This is a genomic window from Kribbella solani, assembly GCF_014205295.1.
Classification (GTDB): Bacteria; Actinomycetota; Actinomycetes; order Propionibacteriales; family Kribbellaceae; genus Kribbella; species Kribbella solani.
This window is the reverse complement of the sequence record NZ_JACHNF010000001.1, coordinates 5,563,977-5,581,411: the sequence shown is the minus strand read 5'-3', so window position 1 is coordinate 5,581,411 and position 17,435 is coordinate 5,563,977. Positions and strand designations below refer to the sequence as shown.

Below are 17,435 nucleotides of genomic sequence, written 5' to 3'. Positions count from 1 at the left end.
TGGAAAGGGTTTCGGCGTAGACCACTTGGTGTTAATCAGGACCAATGCATGGTTCGCTGCCGGGGAAGGCCGCCGAGATCCGGGCGCTGCTGCTGAGTCTGATCGACACGCTGCCGGAGGGTGCGGCGCTGCCACCCGAGCGGGAGCTGGCCGCCCGCTGGAACGTCGCGCGGATGACGCTGCGGCGGGCGGTGGACGAGCTGGTGATCGAGGAACTGCTGGTCCGCCGGCACGGCAGCGGGACGTACACGACCCGGCCGAAGGTCGCGCGCTGGCTGGGCATGATCGGGTTCTCCGAGGACATCCGCCGGCGCGGGATGCGGCCGGGCAGCACGATGCTGGAGTTCCGGCACCAGAAGGCCGAGCGGGCGGCGGCGCGGCGGCTGCGCATCCCCGTCGGCGACGCGATCATCTCGTTCACCCGGCTGCGGCTCGCGGACAACCATCCGATGGTGGTGGAGCGTACGACGCTGCCGGCCGCGTACGTCCCCGGTCTGCAGGCCGACGACCTGAACGGCTCGTTGTACGACCTGCTCACCACCCGGTACGGGATCGAGGTCGTGAGTGGAACGTCGCGCCTCGAACCGGTGATGCCCGACGCGAAGACGGCCGGCTGGCTCGACATTCCGACCACGCAGCCGTGCCTCGCGGTACACGGCATCAGCTTCGACAGCCGCGATCGCGTCTTCGAGTACACGTCGGCCGTCTATCGCGGTGACCGGTACGCCTTCACCACCGAGCTGCGGACGACCACGCCCAGCCCACGCGCGAACGCCAAGGGGCTGTAGGGGTTCAGCGGAAGACCCCGGTGTGGCCGAGCGAGTACCGGCCGGGCTGGGGGAAGACGGCCAGACCGTGCGGGCCTCTGCCGACCGGGATGCGAGCCAGCAGCTTGCCGGTACTCAACCGGATCGCGTACACGACCGAGTTGTACCGACCGGACACCCACAGCACATTGCCGTCCGGTGACACCCCGCCCATGTCCGGACTGCCGCCGCCGGGGATCTTGATCTTCTTCACCACCTTGCGGGTGGCGAAGTCGAACAGCGAGACCGAGCCTTCGCCCCGGTTGGTGATGATCAGGTCGCGCGAGTTGCGCGTGACGTACAGCCCGTGCGCGCCCTTGCCGGTCGGGATGAAGTCCTGGATCGCGACCGGCGGATGCGTCGACACCACCCAGATCCCGTTGCTCATCATGTCCGCGACGTAGTAGAACCGCCCGTCCGGCGACAGCTTGACGTCCTGCGGCATCGGCGCGTGCATCCCGGCCATCCCCGGCAGCTTCAGCACCTGCAGTACTTTCTCCGCGGCCGTGTCGACGAGCAGCAGCTGTCCGGAGAACTCACACGACACCAGGAACGACTTGCCATCGGCCGCGAAGTCCGCGTGGTTCACGCCGGCACACGGCACCGGCACGGTCTTCTGTACGGCCATCGTGTGCGGATCGCGGAACACCAGCTGCTTGTCGTTCGACGCCATCACGACCGCGTGCTTGCCGTCCGGCGTGAAGTACAGGTTGTACGGATCGTGCACCGCGATCGAACGGCCCGGCAGCCCGGTGACCGGGTTGATCGGAGTCAGGCTGTTGCCGAGATCGTTGTTCACCCACAGCGTCTTCAAGTCCCAGGACGGTACGACGTGCTGCGGCTCCCGCCCGGTACGGAACGTGCGGATCACCTTGTACGTACGCGGATCGATTTCGGTGACGGTGTTGCTGCCGCTGTTCGGTACGTAGATGCGCAGCGGCACGCCGCGGACGGCCTTGGCGAACTGCCCTGGCCGGTCCGCGGCCCAGACGTCGGTCGGCGACAGCGGTCGCGGCATCCCGGGCAGCAGAGTAGGCGCGCGCTCGGCCGCCGGTTTCGTCTCTTCGCGTGGCGCGGTTGTTGGCGAAGGCGGGGCCGAGGAGGTGGCCGGGTGGCCGCTGCCGGAGCACGCGCTCGCGGTCAGTGCCACCAGCGCGCCCAGAGCGACCAGTCGTTTCATTGCAGTAGTTCGCTCAAGGTGACGGGGGTCAGGTGTTTGGCCGACAGACCGGACAGGATCTGTGGCAGTGCCTTGACCGTCACTTGGTGGCCGAGGTGCAGGCTGACGATCGAACCCGGATGGACCCCGTCCAGGACGGCCTTCACCACGGTCGCGGCAGGTGGGTCCTGCCAGTCGAGACCGTCGACGTCATAGGACACACACGCAGCGTAGCCCGCGGCGGCGGCCGATGAGCGAATCAGTGGTGTCGTCTGCTGCGTACCCGAGGCGCGGAACCAACGTCCTTGGCTGTTCGTGGCGCGGCGCAGAACCGCCGCGCAGTCGCCGATCTCGCGCCGCGCGTCGGCCGCGCCGAGCTTCCGCATCGGCTTGTGGTGCATGGTGTGGTTGCCGAGGTCGTGGCCGCCTTTCAGGACCCGGGTGGCCATCTCTGGATGCGCGACCAGCCAGGTACCGACCGCGAGGACGCTGACCTTGGCGCCGGCCTTCTCGACCAGATCGAGCAGTTCGGTCCCGAGCGCCGGATCGCCGTTGCCATGAAAGGTCAGCGCGACCTTGGGGACAGTACGCGGCCCGTGGCCGATCTCGGTGGCTTCGGTCGGCGGCGCGGGTCGCGGTCCGGCAGGCCTCTTCGCGGCCGGCCGGGTCGAGGCCGGTGCGGTCGTCGGCTGGGACGCGGCGTCCGGCGGGGCGTTCTTCGCCTGGTTGTCGTTCGAGCAGGCAGCCACCGTTCCCGTACCTATCGCCAGCAGGGCAGACCTCAGTACGGTTCGTCGTTCCACAGCCATGACGGCGAACGTACGCAGCGCCGCCTGAGGGGACGCTGAACCTGGACGGAGTGACTGAGCCGTCAAGATGATTACCTGACGTGGCCGCTTGGTTACTAGGTTGACCAGATGGATCTCGGGAATCCGATCGGTACCGTGGTGCCGTCGCTGGACGGTCCGGTGCTGCAGGTGCTGGCCCGCGCCGATGAAGGTCTGTCCGGCCGGCAGATCCACAAACTCGCCGGCTCCGGCAGCGTCGCGGGCGTCCGCCTGGTGCTGCAGCGACTGGCCGCGACCGGTCTCGTCCACGTCGACGACCTCGGCAATTCACTGCTGTACCGGCTGAACCGGCAACATCTCGTCGCGGCGATCGTCGCGCAGCTCGCGGACCTCCGCAGTACGCTCGTCGCCCGGCTCACCGACGAGATCACCCGCTGGCGCATCCCGCCCGTACACGCCGGGGTGTACGGCGCGATCGCCCGCGCCGACGGCGATCTGGACAGCGACATCGACCTGCTCCTGATCCGGCCGGACCAGCACGAGTTCGAGGACGCGCGCTGGGAGGACCAGGTCACCCGGCTGATGCAAACCGTCGTCGACCTGACCGGCAACGCCGCGCACATCTTCGAGCTGAGCCAGTCCGAGCTGGCCGACCACCTCGGCACCGAAGCCCCGATCCTGAACGACTGGGCCAGCCCCAGCATCCACCTCACCGGCATGCCGCTGGCAGCCGTTCTGGCCGAATCCCGCCAGCTCGCGATCCACTAGCTGCCTTCGTTCGGCCGGTTGGTGAAGTGGTCTAGCTGGAGTGCTTTACCGGGTGCGGTTCGTCCGCGACAGTGAACCGGTGCCTGCATCGTCTGTCGCGTTGATCGGATCGCCCGGCCCAGCGGCCGCCTTCACGGCCGCCCTTGATCAGGCCGGTCTCGCCTACGTTCGGTACGACGAACTGCCCGTGGAACTGACCGCGTACCGGGCGGTGATCGTGCTCGCCGGGACGTATCCGGAGCCGGGGCGGATCAATGGTTCGCGGTTGGCGGCGTACCTGCGTTCGGGCGGGGCGGCGTACGTCGAGTACACGGTTGACGACGGATTCCTGCCGGCCGGTCCGGTGCGGGACGCGCATATCGAACGGATCTTCACCCGGGAAGCGCTGACTGGCATCGAGCCGCTGAGCATCCTCGACGAGCAGTTGTCGCGGGCGCAGGAGGTGGTCGCGCCGGAAGGTTCGATCGAGCTGCTGACGTACGGTTCGGTCGCTGGTACGCACAAGGCGGTGTTCGGTCCGCCCGCGCACACGTTCCCTGCGCTGCTCGACATTCCGGTCGGCGAAGGGCGGTTGCTGTACGCGACGACCGCACTCAGCCATCATGTCCGCGGCCGCTACAAACCCGTACGCCGATGGACCCGGTTGCTGCGGCTGATCGTCGCCGAGCTCACCGGCACCGAAGCACCCACCGACCTTGAGGTCTTCACCGAACCACGCGTGTGGGTCGCATCCGGCGCACCGGTCAAGGTGGTGGCGCGTACGGGCAAACCGCCGGCCTCGGACCTTGAGCTGACTGAAGTTTCACCGGGAAGGTTCGAATCCGAGCCGATGGTGCTTCCCGACGGTGAGCACACGTTCGTCGTCGGCGGGCAGAACGCGACGGTGACGGTCGGTTCGCGCGCCGAGCGGTACCGGCGGATGGTCGATCGGGGGATCGCCTGGTTCGACCGGGCGGGGATGTTCTACGACGCCCCGGACGGGTCGCGCGGGGTCGCCGAAGGGTTCTCGAACGAGATCGGGTTCGACGGCAAACTGCCCTTCCGGCCGGTGCCGCGGGGCGATTGCTACACCCAGACCGCGCACGCATTCCGGATGTACGCCGACCTGGCCGGCTTCCCGCGCGGACACACCATCGCGGCCAATCTGATGCGGCAGGTCGTCGAGGAGGAACAGCTCACCGATCGCAACCCGTTGTACGGCGCCTTCGAGCCGCGCGGCTCGCGTACCGACCTGACCCGTACGAACAACCTGTTCGCCGACGACGGCGGCTGGATCTCGCTGTTCGCGTTGATCTCCGGGCACCTGGAAGCCGGGTTGCGCGGGGTCGAGTCGCTGATCCGGACCGCGAACACCGAACTCGGCCTGCAGGTCGACCCGTGGCGTACGCCGTCGACGTTGCTGGTGAAGGGCTGGGACGAGTTCGGCCGGAGCCCGATCGAGGACGGTCTGGACCTGACGTCGCATTGGCAGAGCTCCGCGTTGTGCGCCTACCTGTACGCGTACGGGATCACCGGCGAACCGTCGTACCTGGAGATCGCCGAGCGCGGGCTCGAGCACATGGCGTCGCATCATCCGCGAGCCCGGTTGGAGACCAGCCGCACCTGCGAGGCGGGCCGTTTCCTGCTGCCGCTGGCCGGTGGGTACTTCTACACGCGCAAGCCGTTGTACCTGGAGACGTTGCTCAAGCTGGCCGCGTACCTGAAGAGCCGTCAAGGCGCGGACGGTGGGTTCGCCGAGTGGGACGGCAAGTGCCCGCCGAGCAACGAGGCGTACGGGGTGGACGAGGCGTCGATCTTCCAGGCGAACGGTGATCCGGTCACCGACCAGCTGTACGGGACGCCGTTCGCGGCCTGGGCGTTGCCGATCGTCCACCAGATCACCGGCGAGCCGATCTTCGCCGAACTCGCCGAGGGCGTACTCGACTATCTGAGCCGGATCCAGATCGACGATCCGGCCGACGAACAGTTGCACGGTACGTGGCAGCGCGCGTTCGACTTCGACGCCTGGGAGTACTTCGGCTCGAACGCCGACATCGGCTGGGGCCCGTACTGCGTCGAAACCGGCTGGTCAGTCGCTCCCACACTGATCGCCGCCATGCAATACCTCCAAGCCGAACCCTTCTTCCCCGCCGCTCAAACTGTTGGTGCCCCCACCAACCCGTCGGTCGCCCCCGCGGACCCAGCTGCAGTTGTTGCTTCGGTGCGATCGGAGTTCGCCTCGATCCTCGCCAGGGAACCAGCCGAGCCCAGCTTCCATCGCCGCCAAGACGGCCGGATCAGCCGCCGCCAAGCCGGCGTCCAGGCGATCCTCGGCGACCTGCAGGCGGCAGGCGAGCCAGCCTGGGCCCGCAACGATCCGTGGAACTCCTACGAGATCTACGTCCGTGGCACCGACAACCACCTGCACCACACGTACCTGGACGACCGCGTCGGCCAAGGCCGTTGGCACCAACTCGGCGACCTCGAACTCGCCGACGACCCAGTAGTCGCCTTCAACCCGGGCGCCGATGCCATCGAGGTCTACGTACTGGCCGCCGACCGCCGAATCCATCACTGCTCGATGATCGACGTCCGCGGCGGCCACACCCCATGGGAACCTGTGGGTACGCTGCACTTCACCGGCTCACCAGCCGTGATGTACGACGAGAAACTCGGCACCGTACGCCTCACCGCAAACGACACCGCCGGCCAAGACCGCCGCACCCGCAAGGTCAACCGCTGGCACCTCCCCTGGCAGGACTACTCGCGATGGATCACCTCATGAACCGCATTGCTATCGATGGTGGGCAGTCCGCGCTTCGGCTTCGGGTGGCGGCTTCGGCGCGAACGGGAACCGGGCCGGGGTACACGCATGGGCCGGACGCGCTGATGCGGATGCTGGACGCGATTCGGGTCGCGGCGGCCGAGGTTGAGTTGCAGGGGCCGGTGGACGTGGTCGCCTTGGGTCTCACCGGTTATCCACAGGCTCCGGGAGTTGCGGAGCGGTTCGCGGGGCAGGTTGGTGAACTGCTGGACGCGGACGAGGTGCGGCTGACGCAGGACATGGTGACCGCGCATGCCGGCGCGTTGCCCGCGGGGTACGGCGTGGTGGTTGCCGCAGGCACCGGTTTGGTGTGTCTCGCGGTCGACCGGGACGGGACCTGGCGGAAGCTGGACGGGCACGGGTACCTGTTCGGTGATGCCGGGAGCGCGTTCGCGATCGGCCGGGCCGGACTGGTGGCCGTGCAGCGGGCGCGGGACGGACGTGGACCGGTCACCAAACTGGCCGACACCGCGATCGACCCGGTGCTGCTCTACCGCTCGTCGACGTTGGTGGACGACGTGGCCCGCTTCGCCCCGGAAGTACTGCGTTGTGCCGCGGAAGGTGATCCGGTCGCGCACGATGTGCTCGTACGCGCCGCTGGTGACATCGCCGAGACGATCGGCGCGGCGGTCGCGCAGCTCGCGGGTGAAGGACCGGTGCCGGTCGCGTGTGTCGGCGGACTGTTCGCCGGAGCGGGCGAGCAACTACTGACACCGGTCCGCGCGGCCCTGCCCGCCCGCGCCCGGCTCATCCCGGCGGCCGGTAACTCGCTCGACGGTGCCGAACGGCTCGCCACCGGTCCGACCGGGACGTACGCGGATCTGATCGTGACCTACCGTCGATGAGAGCGCTCGCTCCGGGCACCCTGGTGGTGTCCTGTCAGGCAGGTCCCGAGAATCCCCTGTACGGCCCGGCCGGGATGGCGCTGATGGCCCAGGCCGCCGCGGCAGGCGGGGCCGGCGCGATCCGGGCGAACGGACCGGACGACATCGCGGCGATCCGCGCGGTCACCGACCTGCCGATCATCGGCATCCACAAACTCGGCGATCCGGCCGGCGTGTTCATCACCCCGACGTACGAGGCCGCCGCCGGTGCCGTCGCCGCCGGAGCCGACCTGGTCGCGCTCGACGCGACCTTGCGACCGCGCCCGGACGGCCGCCCGTTGGCCGGTCAGATCGACCGCATCCACGCCGAGCTCGGCGTACCGGTGATGGCCGACGTGGACACCCTGGACGCCGGTCTGGCGGCCCGGGACGCGGGCGCCGACCTGGTCGCGACGACCCTGTCGGGCTATACCAATGGCCGTCCGCCGGCCGGACCTGACGTCGAACTGGTCCGGCAACTCGCGGCGAAGCTGGACTGCCCGATCGTTGCCGAAGGCAGGATTCGGACCCCCGCGGACGTCCGCAGGGTGTGCGATGCGGGCGCGTACGCGGTGGTGGTCGGGCACGCGATCACCAACCCGATGGACCTGACCGCCCGGCTGGCTGGCGCGATGCCGCTGCCGTAGACCAGATCAGTGGTCTAGTCCATCTTGTCGATCGGGATCGAATCCTCTTCCGCGTGGGCGGCCGCCGGGCGTATCCATGTCCCAGCCAGTGCCCAACCGGCCGTGAGAGGACGCACCCATCATGATCGAGGTCGACCGTCGTACCCTGCTCCGCGCCGCGCTGGCCGGCTCCGCCGTCGCCACCCTCGCCGCCTGCGCGAAGCCGGTCCAGGACAAGACCGCGGCCGCCGGGACCGGGACCTCGGTGGACGGCAGCAAGCCGCTGGAGTTCTTCAACTTCGACGGCGGCTACGGCAAGGAATGGACCACGATGCCGCTGGACCTCTACCGCAAGGAGTTCCCCAAGGCGGACGTGAAGCTGACCAGCGGGCAGCAGCTCCAGCAGCAGCTGCAGCCACGCTTCATCCAGGGCAACCCGCCCGACCTGATCGAGAACGTCGGCCTCGACGGCGCTACGCTCGCCGCGCAGAAGCAGGTCATGGACCTCGGCCCGCTGCTCGACCTGGACGCGTACGACGAACCCGGCAAGAAGGTCCGCGACACGCTGCTCCCGGGCGTCGCCGAAGCCGGGCGGTACGACGGCGTGAAGTACGAGATGCCGTACGTGTTCGGCGTCGGCGGGATCTGGTACAGCAAACCGCTGCTGGACAAGCACGGTTGGACGTACCCGAAGCACTGGGACGAAATGCTCGCGCTCTGCGCGGAGATCAAGAAGACCGGCATCGCGCCGTGGACGTACCAGGGCAAGTTCCCCGGGTACCTGACCAACCCGATGCTGATGACCGCGTACAAGGCCGCCGGGCCGGATCTGAAGAAGAAGGTCGACAACCTCGAACCGAACGCGTGGCGTGATCCGGCCCTGATCGCGGCCGCCGAGGGGTACCAGGAGCTGGCCGCGAAGGGCTACCTGCTGGAGGGCTCGCAAGCGCTCTCACACACGCAGTCGCAGACGTACTGGGCGCAGGGCAAGGCCGTCTTCATCCCGTGCGGCGGCTGGCTGGAGAACGAGCTCGGCGCGATCGCCCCGAAGGACCTGGGCATGACGATGGTCCCGGTGCCGGGTCTGTCGGCGGCGGACAAGGCACCATTTGAGACCGTCACCGGCGGACCGGGCGGCGCGCTGATCGTGCCGGCGAAGGCGAAGAACCCGCAGGGTGGGATGGAACTGCTGCGGATCATCCTGTCCAAGCAGTGCATGCAGAACTTCACCAAGGTGACCAAGTCACTGACCGTGGTCAAAGGCGCCAGCGACGGCGTCGAACTGTCGTCGGCGAACAAGTCCATGCAGGCAGTGATCGAGGCAGCCGGTACGAACATGTTCGCGGACTGGCAGTTCCGGCTCTGGTACAAGAAGCTGCTGGACAACTCGGACAAGGCGATGGCCGCGCTGATGAACCGCGAGGTCACGCCGGACGAGTGGAGCAAGCAGATGCAGAAGTACGCCGACGACACCGCCAAGGACCCGTCGATCAAGAAGTTCCACGCCTGATGCACCACGGGAAGTACCGGTTCATCGTCAGCCTGCTGGCGGTACCGCTGGCCGTGTACGCGGTGTTCGTGGTCTCTCCGTACGTGCAGGCGTTCCCGATCGCGTTCACGAACTGGGAAGGGCTTTCGGCGAGCTATCAGTACATCGGCTTCGGGAACTTCGTCACGCTGTTCCACGACTCGGTGTTCTGGGTGGCGCTGCGGCACAACCTGTTCCTGCTGGTTTCGCTGCCGGTCATCATCGTCACGCTGTCCCTGTTCTTCTCCGCCGCGCTGAACTACCAGGGCGGCGTACCGGGGGCGCGGATCTACAAGGTCGTGTACTTCTTCCCGGGCGTCCTGTCGATCGCGATCATCGGCGTGCTGTGGCAGTTCGTCTTCGAGCCGCGGAACGGGCTGCTGAACGGGTTCCTGCGGGCGATCGGGCTGGACGGGCTGGCCCGGTTGTGGCTCGGCGACGGCAAGACCGCGCTCGGGTCGATCATGGCCGTGGTGGTTTGGGGCGGCGTCGGGTTCTACGTCGTGCTGTTCACGGCCGCGATGGCGGCGATCCCGCGTGAACTGTACGAGGCGGCGACGCTCGACGGGGCCGGCGCGGTGCAGTCGTTCCGGCGGGTGACGCTGCCGCTGATCTGGAACACGGTGCAGACCGCGCTCGCGTTCCAGGTGATCGGCGCGCTGGACCTGTTCGCGCTGGTCAAGATCCTGTCCGTCGGTCCCGGCGGGCCGGACGACGCGACCCAGGTGATCTCGCTGTACATGTACACGAACGCGTTCACGTACGGAAAATTCGGGTACGCGTCCGCGATCGGCGTCACCTTGTTCCTGATCAACATGATCCTGACCCTGCTCACGTTCCGGCTGACCCGGCGCGAGCGGGTCGAGTACTGAGTGGGGAGCGCTGGATGGTTCGCGGCCGGGTGCTGGGTGGCGTGTCGCAGGGGTTCCTGCTGGTGTGGGGCGCGATGGTCGTGTTCCCGCTGCTGTGGGCGGTGCTCAGCTCGTTCAAGTCCGACCAGGACATCTTCACCAGCCCGTGGAGCCTGCCGACCCGGTGGCGCTGGGACAACTTCTCGCGGGCCTGGAACGAGTCACACATCGGTACGTACTTCTTCAACAGCGTGATCGTCGTACTCGGTGGCGTCGTACTGACCCTGCTGCTGTCGTCGGCGGTCGCGTACGTGCTGGCGCGGTTCGAGTTCCCGGGTTCGCGGCCGCTGTACTACGTGTTCGTCGCGGGGATGGTGTTTCCCGGGTTCCTGGCCCTGGTGCCGCTGTTCTTCGTGGTCCAGAACCTGGGGCTGCTGAACACGTACCTCGGACTGATCCTGGTGTACGCGGCGCACGGGATGTCGTTCTCGGTGTTCTTCCTGACGGCCTTCTTCCGGACGCAGTCGAAGGAACTGGCTGAGGCGGGACTTGTGGACGGGTGTTCTCATTGGGGTGTGCTCTTTCGCATCATGCTGCCGCTGGCCAGACCCGGTCTGGTCAGCATCGGCATTTTCCAGTTCCTCGGCATGTGGAACGAATACCTGCTGCCGCTGGTGCTCAACACCGACGAGAAGCGGTACCTGGTCACCCAGGGCCTGGCCAGCATCGCGGTCACTCAGGGCTACCACAGCGACTTCTCCGGGCTGTTCGCCGGACTCACCATCTCGATAATTCCGGTCCTGGCCGTATATCTTGGATTCCATCGCCAGATCAGCGCCGGCATGACCGCGGGAGCCCTCAAATGACTGACCTCCTCCTGGCCGCGACCGCCCTCGACGTGACCCCACCACCGGGCCACCGACTCGACGGGTACGCCGCCCGCGCCGGCCTGTCCACCGGCACCGCGGACCCACTCAACGCCACCCTGATCTGGCTGTCGACGGCCGACGATCCCGGCGTACTGTGGCTCACCCTCGATGCGATCGCCGCCGGTCACCAACTGTGCGCCGAGCTGGCCGAAGCCGCCGGCGCCGCGGCCGGCATCCCGCCGTCGCACGTCGTCGTGTCCGCATCGCACACCCACTCCGGCCCGTCCGGGTGGACCGGCGAGATCCACCCGGTGATCCCGGCCGAGCGCGAACGCGACCTGATCGACTCGTTGGTCGGTGCGGTCCGCGCGGTCCGGTTGGAGCGGCAGCCGGTCAGCGCGTCGTGGCGTTCGATCGAGGTCATCGGCGTCGGCACCAACCGGCACCGGAAGAACGGTCCGCACGACAACACCGCCGGCATCCTCGCGTTGCACTCACGATCCGGCTCGCTCGAGGCCGTACTGCTGGACTTCGCTTGCCATCCGACCACGTACGGTCCGGAGAACATGCAGTACTCCGCCGACTGGCCCGGGGCGGCGCGGGCCGCGCTGGCGCCGGCCGTCGTCGGGTTCCTTCAGGGCGCCGCGGGTGACGTCAGCCCGCGGTTCACCCGGCAAGGCCGTGGCGCGGCCGAGGTCACCCGACTCGGTTCACTCCTGGCCGGCCGGGTCCGCGAAGCGCTCACCCAACCGGGCCTCGAGCTGCCACAATCCGCGCCGGCCATCCGCCGTACCACCCTCACCCTGCCGGTCCGGAGCATCCCACCCGCCGACGAATCCGAAAAACTCGTCACCGCCGCCGAGCAGGCGGTGCTGTCGACCACCGAGCAGGCAAACCTGCCCGCCACCGCCGCCGAAACCCGCGTCACCGCCACCGAAACCCGCGCCCCTGCCGCCGAAACCCGCGCCGCTGCCGCCGACGACCCCTCCGGCCGCATCACCCAAACCCGCCTCGACGGAGCCCGCGGCCAAGCCCTGATGGCCGCCGCCAACCTCCCACCCGCGCTGGACCTGTCCGTCAGCACGGTCACCTTCGGCGACGTCTGCTGGATCAACCTCCCAGTAGAACTCTTCGCCGTCCACGGCGCCTGCCTCCAGTCGGACAGCACCCACCCCATCACCCGAGTAATCGGCTACACCGACGGCTACTACGGCTACGTAGTAGACCCCTCAGCCGCCGAAGCCGGCACCTACGAAGCCCTCATCACCTTCTTCGACCAACCCACCACAAACCACCTGATCAAACAAGCCGCCGACTTCATGAACACCTGACACCCCCGGCGTACGCCCCGAGCCGACGGTTGTAGTGGAGGGATCTTGTACACACCGACGTCAGATGAGGTGGCGGTTGCGATGGCGTTCGAGCGGAAGGCGCTCGACGCTGGGATCGACATGCCGCGGCCGATCGCCGCGTACGCATCAGCAGGCGGCGACCTGACCTGGGCCGGACCGGACCTCTTCGTGAGCGTGATCCGGAACCATCTGCAGGTACTCAGCGAGCATCTCCGCGTCGCGCTGGGCGAGGCACCGGCCGCGCGCTCCTGACCAGCAGCCTGCCCCCTCGAACGACGGGTTGCCCCCTCGAATTTCCAGGGGGCAACCCTGCGCTTGCGGGGATGCCCCTTCAAATGCAGGGTTCGGCCGCCCGGCGCGTTGGGCTTCGTGTGGTGTGCTCGGGGAAGGTGGTCAGTGGGGTGTGGTTCGGATGGTGGTGGCGGCTTGGTGGAGGTGGGTGAGGGTGGTTCGGAGGGCTTGGCGGGGGGTGTGTTCGGGGCGGTGGAGGGCGTCGATGTGGCGGCGGGTGTGGACGCCGCGGAGGGGGCGGAGGGCGACGGCGGGGTGGCGGCGGGCGGTCCAGCGGGGGATCAGGGCGAGGCCGGCGCCGGCGGCGACGAGTTCGGTGACGACGGTGAATTCGTTGACGCGGTGGACCAGGTCGAGCCGGTGGTTCGCGGCCGCGCCGATCGCCTCGATGGTTGCCATCAGCGGGAACCCGTCGTGCACGGTGATCCACGGTTCGTGCGCGACGTCCCGTGGCGTCAGCATCCGCTTCGAGGCCAACGGATGGTCGATGGGTACCGCGACGTCGAGCGGTTCGCGCAGCAGTTGGGCGACCGCGACCGTACGCGGCCAACCGACGGCGTGGTCGAGGCGGTGCGCCAGCACGATGTCGTACTCGCGGGTGAGCGCCGGGAACTCGTCCTGCGGCACGTCTTCGTCATGCAACCGGAGCCCGGCCCCCGCCTTCAGCAGCAACGGAAAGAACGCGGCCGCCGCACTGTGGAACGCCGCGATCGACACCGAACCGTTGGGCTGGTCAATGAATTCGTCCACCGCATGCCGCGCCCGCGCCAGCGCCAGCTCGACGTCCGCGGCGGCACTCGCGAGCGCCTGGCCGGCGGCGGTGAGTACGACCCGGCGCCCGTCGCGTTCGGTCAGCGGCACCGGGATCGACCGTTGCAGCAGTCGCAACTGTTGTGAGATCGCCGACGGGGTGACGAAGAGCGCGTCGGCCGCCGCGGTCACGCTGCCGAGCTCGCCGACTTCCCGGAGTACGCGAAGCTGCCGTTCGTCCATCCACACACTGTAGGCGAACTACAACTTCGTTGAAGAACTTCGTCCTTGGCTACAACGTCGTGATCGGTCACCGTTGGATTCGTGCCCGCATCGCGCCGTATCGATCTCGTCCTGCTGATCGTCGCCATCATCTGGGGATCGAGCTATCTCGCGGCGAAAACCGCAACCGCCGCCCTGCCGGTACTCACGGTCCTCTTCCTGCGCTACGCGATCTCCGCGATCGCCCTGCTGTTCGCCGTCCGCCGTATCACCCGCGCCGAACTCCGGTTCGGGATCGTCCTCGGACTGACCCAGGCCGCGGTCCTGGTCCTCGAAACGTACGGCGTCACGCACACCAGCGCCGCGAACGCCGGCCTCATCATCAGCCTGACGCTCGTCCTCACCCCACTCCTCGATCGCCGTACGCTGCCGCCGCGCTTCTACCTCGCCGCGGCCACCTGCGTACTCGCCGTCGGGCTGCTGATGGCCGGCAACGGCCTGCACCGCCCCGGCCTCGGCGATCTGTTGATGCTCGCGGCGGCCGTCGTACGCGCGGGTCACGTCGCGCTCGTCGGCCGCCTCGCCGCCGGCCTCAGGCCCGCGCCTCTGACCGCGGTGCAGACTCTGGTCGGTACGGCACTGTTCGCCGCGCCCGCGATCACGCACCTACCGAGCATCCATGCGACGACAACCTGGCTCCAGGTGGCGTACCTCGCCTTGTTCTGCAGCGTGTTCGCGTTCTTGGCGCAGACCTGGGCCGTGCAGCGTACGTCGGCCAGCCGCGCAAGCCTGCTCCTCGGCACCGAACCGGTCTGGGCAGTTGCCATCGGCATCGGCCTCGGCAATGAACGGTTGACCATCCCGGCCGCGATCGGCGCCGCCCTCATGCTGGCCGGCACCACCTGGGGCCAATCCATCGAACGAACCCACCGGGAGTCGACGTCCAAACCACTGACACCTGCACCCGCTTGATCTGACCGCTACAGCGCCAGCTCCGGAGCGAGTTTCTTGGCGGGCCAGACACGTTGCTTGCGGGCGGCGAGGGTGGAGGCGGCGAGGGCGACCACGAACCAGGCGCCCAGTGCGAGCAGGTCCTTGCCGAGTGAGGTGCCGGGTCCGCCGTACATCAGGTGGCGTACGCCGTCGATCGCGTAACTCATCGGGAGTGCATGGTGGAAGAAATACAACGGCTCCGGGATCGTCTGCCACGGGAACGTACCGCCGGCGCTGACCAGCTGCACCACCATCAGTACCAGACCAAGGAACTTGCCCACGGCACCGAACCACGCCGACAACGCGTGCAGGATCGCGACGAACGTGAACGAAGTCAGGATCAGGAACCCAACCGTCAGCCACGGGTGCGCTGTGCTGATACCGAGCCCGAGGACGACCGCGACGAACACCAGCGTGGCCTGAACCGCACCGAACAGAGCCGGAGTCAGCCAGCCGCCCAGCGCCACCCGGAACGGCGACTGCAGCGCGGCCAGCGCGCGGGGTGACAGCGGACGAACCAGCAGGAACAGGACGTAGGCACCGATCCAGCAGGCCAGACTGAGGAAGAACGGAGCCAGACCGGCGCCGTAGCTGTCCGCGGTGGCTTGCGAGACGTTCTGCAGCGTCACCGGCGCGCCCAGCGTCTCCGCGACCGCCTTGCGCTGGTCAGCCGTCGGGTTCGGGATCTGCTTGACCCCGTTGGCCAGACCGGTGTTCAACTGCGTCGCACCGTTCTTCAGCTGGGTGACGCCGGTGGACAGGCTGTTCACGCCAGTCAGCAGCTGACCCTGCCCGGTGACCGCCTGCTTCTCGCCGGCAGCCAGCTGCGTGGCACCGGTGTTCAGCGTACCCAGACCGGTCTTCAGCTTCGCCGCACCGGTGTTCAGCTGATGTGCGCCGCTGGACGCCGTACTGATCCCGTTCGTCAGGGCCGGTGTTGCCTTGGCGAGGGCGGACGCACCGTCCGACACCTTCCGCGCGCCGGTGGCCAACTGGTTGAGCTGCTTGGACGTCGACTGGATCTTGGTGTTGGCGCGTACGACCGGGGCGCGCAACTTCGCCGTCTCGGTCAGTACGACGTGAATCTGGTGCTGACTCAGCCCTTCCGCCTTGAGCCGAGCCGCGAGTTGCTTGTCGAACGTGGTCAGATCAGACACCAACGTGCCGGACGCCGTAGCGACCTGTCGCCCGACACCAGCGATCTTCTCGTTGCCATCGGCCACCTGGTCAGCGCCGTTGGCCAACTGCTTCGTCTGACGGGGCAGTGTGGCCGTCTTGTCCTTCAGCGTGGCCAGCCCGCTGTCCAACTGCGACGCACCAGCAGCAAGGGACGACGCACCCTGAGACGCCTGCCCAGCACCGGCCGCCAGCTGGGTCGCGCCAGCAGACAACTGCTTTTGCGCGGTGTTGAGCTGCGTAGCACCGGTCTGTAGCTTCGTCACACCGGTAGCGGCCGACGTCAGACCAGTCTGCAGCTGCGCCGCACCAGCGGCCGCGGAGCTCACCTGCTTGTGGATGGTGTTGTAGCCGGCCAGTAGCTGCGATGCGGCCGTTTCACTGACCTGCGACGCCACCGTCTTCGTCACCTGCGCCACAACCTGGTTGGCGATCGTATGCGCGATGTAGTTGTTGGCGTCGTTGGTCAGCAGCTCCAACTCCGCCTGCCGCGGCTTGAAGTCCGCACTGGACGCCAGGTCCGAGGAGAACGTCTTCGGCAGCACCAGCGCGAACTCGTACGTCCCGTCCGACACCCCCGAGGTCGCGTCCGCACGGTTCACCTGATGCCAGTCGAAGCTCTTCGACTTCACCAGCTCATCGGCGACCTGCGGTCCGACGTTCAGCTTCTCACCGGTTGCCAGCGTCGTACCCGCATCCTCGACGACGACCGCGGTGGGGATCTTGTTCAGTCGGCCGTACGGATCGTGGTTCGCGTACAAGTACAGGCCGCCGTACAGCACCGGGACCAGTAGTAGTGCCACCACGGCCAGTTTGGGCAGCCGCCCAGCCGTGAGGCGCCGCAACTCACTCAAGGCCATCCGCAGCGCGGTCACGCCTCTTTCTCCACTTCGTCTGCTTCGTCTTCTTCGTCAATGGGGGTGACAGGTTCAACCGGAGCTACCGGGGCGACCTGTATCGGATCCGGTTGATCCGTCTCACCCATCCGAGCCGCCTTGATGTCGAGCAACCGGGCCGACGCGTCAGCACAGGTGATGATCACGCCGTACCCATCTGCCGCCAGCGAACGCCCCAGCTCGTACCAACCGTGCGGGTCTCCACCATGGCGATCCGGCATCGTCAGAATGACCACCTGGACGTCAGCACGCGCCACGGTCAGCTCAGTGAGCAGTCTGGTGCGTACGGCAACTGGCAGGTGCTCGAACCGCTTGTCAGCATGCTCGGCCGCGTCATGCTCGTTCAGCCACTCCAGTACGGCCTTGCGCCCCGCCTTACGACCAGCGATCGCCAGCTCTTCGCCAACCACCGTCTGCACCGGCAGCGCGTCGTCCGGTTCGGTGATACCGGGCGCGTCGACCACTGCGACCCGCCGACGCAGGGCGGCCAGGTCATCCAGTCCGTCGATCCGGACTGAACCGGTGTCGGGTTTCAGCCGCCCGGAGAGCCCAAGCGAGGCCGCGACGTGTCCAGCGCCTGGATAGCCGGTCAGCAGGACCACCTGGTGGTCCGCGACCTTCACCGACGTGGCAGGCAGCATCGGTGCGTGCGGTCCGCGCACGCTGATCCTGACGGCGTGGAGCTCCATCCTGC

The 17,435-nt window shown here is 67.8% G+C and carries 16 protein-coding genes; 11 read left to right on the top strand and 5 right to left on the bottom strand.

Going from position 1 to position 17,435, the window contains the following annotated elements; translation table 11 throughout:
- Nucleotides 1–44: 44 nt before the first annotated feature.
- Nucleotides 45–788, top strand: a complete 744-nt coding sequence (locus HDA44_RS25665; protein ID WP_184838644.1) for a GntR family transcriptional regulator — start codon at nucleotides 45–47, stop codon at nucleotides 786–788.
- Between the two features lie 4 nt (nucleotides 789–792).
- Here HDA44_RS25665 and HDA44_RS25660 read toward each other — a convergent pair whose 3' ends face one another.
- Both HDA44_RS25660 and HDA44_RS25655 read right to left on the bottom strand, forming a co-directional pair.
- Complete coding sequence (locus HDA44_RS25660) at nucleotides 793–1,986, bottom strand: YncE family protein (protein ID WP_184838642.1); 1,194 nt, start codon at nucleotides 1,984–1,986, stop codon at nucleotides 793–795.
- Complete coding sequence (locus tag HDA44_RS25655) at nucleotides 1,983–2,774, bottom strand: polysaccharide deacetylase family protein (protein WP_184838640.1); 792 nt, start codon at nucleotides 2,772–2,774, stop codon at nucleotides 1,983–1,985. Before HDA44_RS25655 ends, HDA44_RS25660 begins: the two co-directional genes overlap by 4 nt.
- Before the next feature lie 108 nt (nucleotides 2,775–2,882).
- Here HDA44_RS25655 and HDA44_RS25650 point away from each other — a divergent pair, with 108 nt between their 5' ends.
- From HDA44_RS25650 to HDA44_RS25610, 9 genes are all read left to right on the top strand, one after another.
- Entirely contained in the window at nucleotides 2,883–3,521 is a 639-nt protein-coding gene (locus tag HDA44_RS25650) for a hypothetical protein (RefSeq protein WP_184838638.1), read from the top strand.
- A 79-nt stretch (nucleotides 3,522–3,600) separates the two neighbouring features.
- Nucleotides 3,601–6,285, top strand: coding sequence for a hypothetical protein (locus HDA44_RS25645; protein ID WP_184838636.1), 2,685 nt, complete (start codon nucleotides 3,601–3,603; stop codon nucleotides 6,283–6,285).
- A complete protein-coding gene (locus HDA44_RS25640) occupies nucleotides 6,282–7,169 on the top strand; it encodes an N-acetylglucosamine kinase (protein ID WP_184838634.1) in 888 nt (295 codons plus the stop codon). The genes HDA44_RS25645 and HDA44_RS25640 overlap by 4 nt, the downstream gene beginning before the upstream one ends.
- On the top strand, nucleotides 7,166–7,834 hold the full coding sequence (locus tag HDA44_RS25635; protein ID WP_184838632.1) for an N-acetylmannosamine-6-phosphate 2-epimerase: 669 nt from the start codon (nucleotides 7,166–7,168) through the stop codon (nucleotides 7,832–7,834). Before HDA44_RS25640 ends, HDA44_RS25635 begins: the two co-directional genes overlap by 4 nt.
- Before the next feature lie 121 nt (nucleotides 7,835–7,955).
- On the top strand, nucleotides 7,956–9,323 hold the full coding sequence (ngcE, locus tag HDA44_RS25630; protein WP_184838630.1) for an N-acetylglucosamine/diacetylchitobiose ABC transporter substrate-binding protein: 1,368 nt from the start codon (nucleotides 7,956–7,958) through the stop codon (nucleotides 9,321–9,323).
- A complete protein-coding gene (locus HDA44_RS25625; RefSeq protein WP_184838628.1) occupies nucleotides 9,323–10,213 on the top strand; it encodes a carbohydrate ABC transporter permease in 891 nt (296 codons plus the stop codon). Before ngcE ends, HDA44_RS25625 begins: the two co-directional genes overlap by 1 nt.
- Nucleotides 10,214–10,227: 14 nt before the next feature.
- Entirely contained in the window at nucleotides 10,228–11,058 is an 831-nt protein-coding gene (locus HDA44_RS25620; protein WP_184838626.1) for a carbohydrate ABC transporter permease, read from the top strand.
- Nucleotides 11,055–12,392, top strand: coding sequence for a hypothetical protein (locus HDA44_RS25615; RefSeq protein WP_184838624.1), 1,338 nt, complete (start codon nucleotides 11,055–11,057; stop codon nucleotides 12,390–12,392). The genes HDA44_RS25620 and HDA44_RS25615 overlap by 4 nt, the downstream gene beginning before the upstream one ends.
- Nucleotides 12,393–12,473: 81 nt before the next feature.
- On the top strand, nucleotides 12,474–12,665 hold the full coding sequence (locus HDA44_RS25610) for a hypothetical protein (RefSeq protein ID WP_184838622.1): 192 nt from the start codon (nucleotides 12,474–12,476) through the stop codon (nucleotides 12,663–12,665).
- Nucleotides 12,666–12,806: 141 nt separating this feature from the next.
- On the opposite strand, the gene HDA44_RS25605 is transcribed toward HDA44_RS25610, so the two are convergent.
- Nucleotides 12,807–13,697, bottom strand: coding sequence for a LysR family transcriptional regulator (locus tag HDA44_RS25605; protein WP_184838620.1), 891 nt, complete (start codon nucleotides 13,695–13,697; stop codon nucleotides 12,807–12,809).
- A gap of 81 nt (nucleotides 13,698–13,778) precedes the next feature.
- Here HDA44_RS25605 and HDA44_RS25600 point away from each other — a divergent pair, with 81 nt between their 5' ends.
- Complete coding sequence (locus tag HDA44_RS25600; protein WP_184838618.1) at nucleotides 13,779–14,648, top strand: DMT family transporter; 870 nt, start codon at nucleotides 13,779–13,781, stop codon at nucleotides 14,646–14,648.
- A gap of 8 nt (nucleotides 14,649–14,656) precedes the next feature.
- Here HDA44_RS25600 and HDA44_RS25595 read toward each other — a convergent pair whose 3' ends face one another.
- Together HDA44_RS25595 and HDA44_RS25590 are read right to left on the bottom strand one after the other, a co-directional pair.
- Entirely contained in the window at nucleotides 14,657–16,720 is a 2,064-nt protein-coding gene (locus HDA44_RS25595) for a YhgE/Pip family protein (RefSeq protein ID WP_184838616.1), read from the bottom strand.
- Nucleotides 16,717–17,430 carry a P-loop NTPase family protein gene (locus HDA44_RS25590; protein WP_184838613.1) on the bottom strand — a complete coding sequence of 238 codons (714 nt, stop codon included), beginning with the start codon at nucleotides 17,428–17,430 and terminating at the stop codon, nucleotides 16,717–16,719. Before HDA44_RS25590 ends, HDA44_RS25595 begins: the two co-directional genes overlap by 4 nt.
- Nucleotides 17,431–17,435 lie beyond the last annotated feature (5 nt).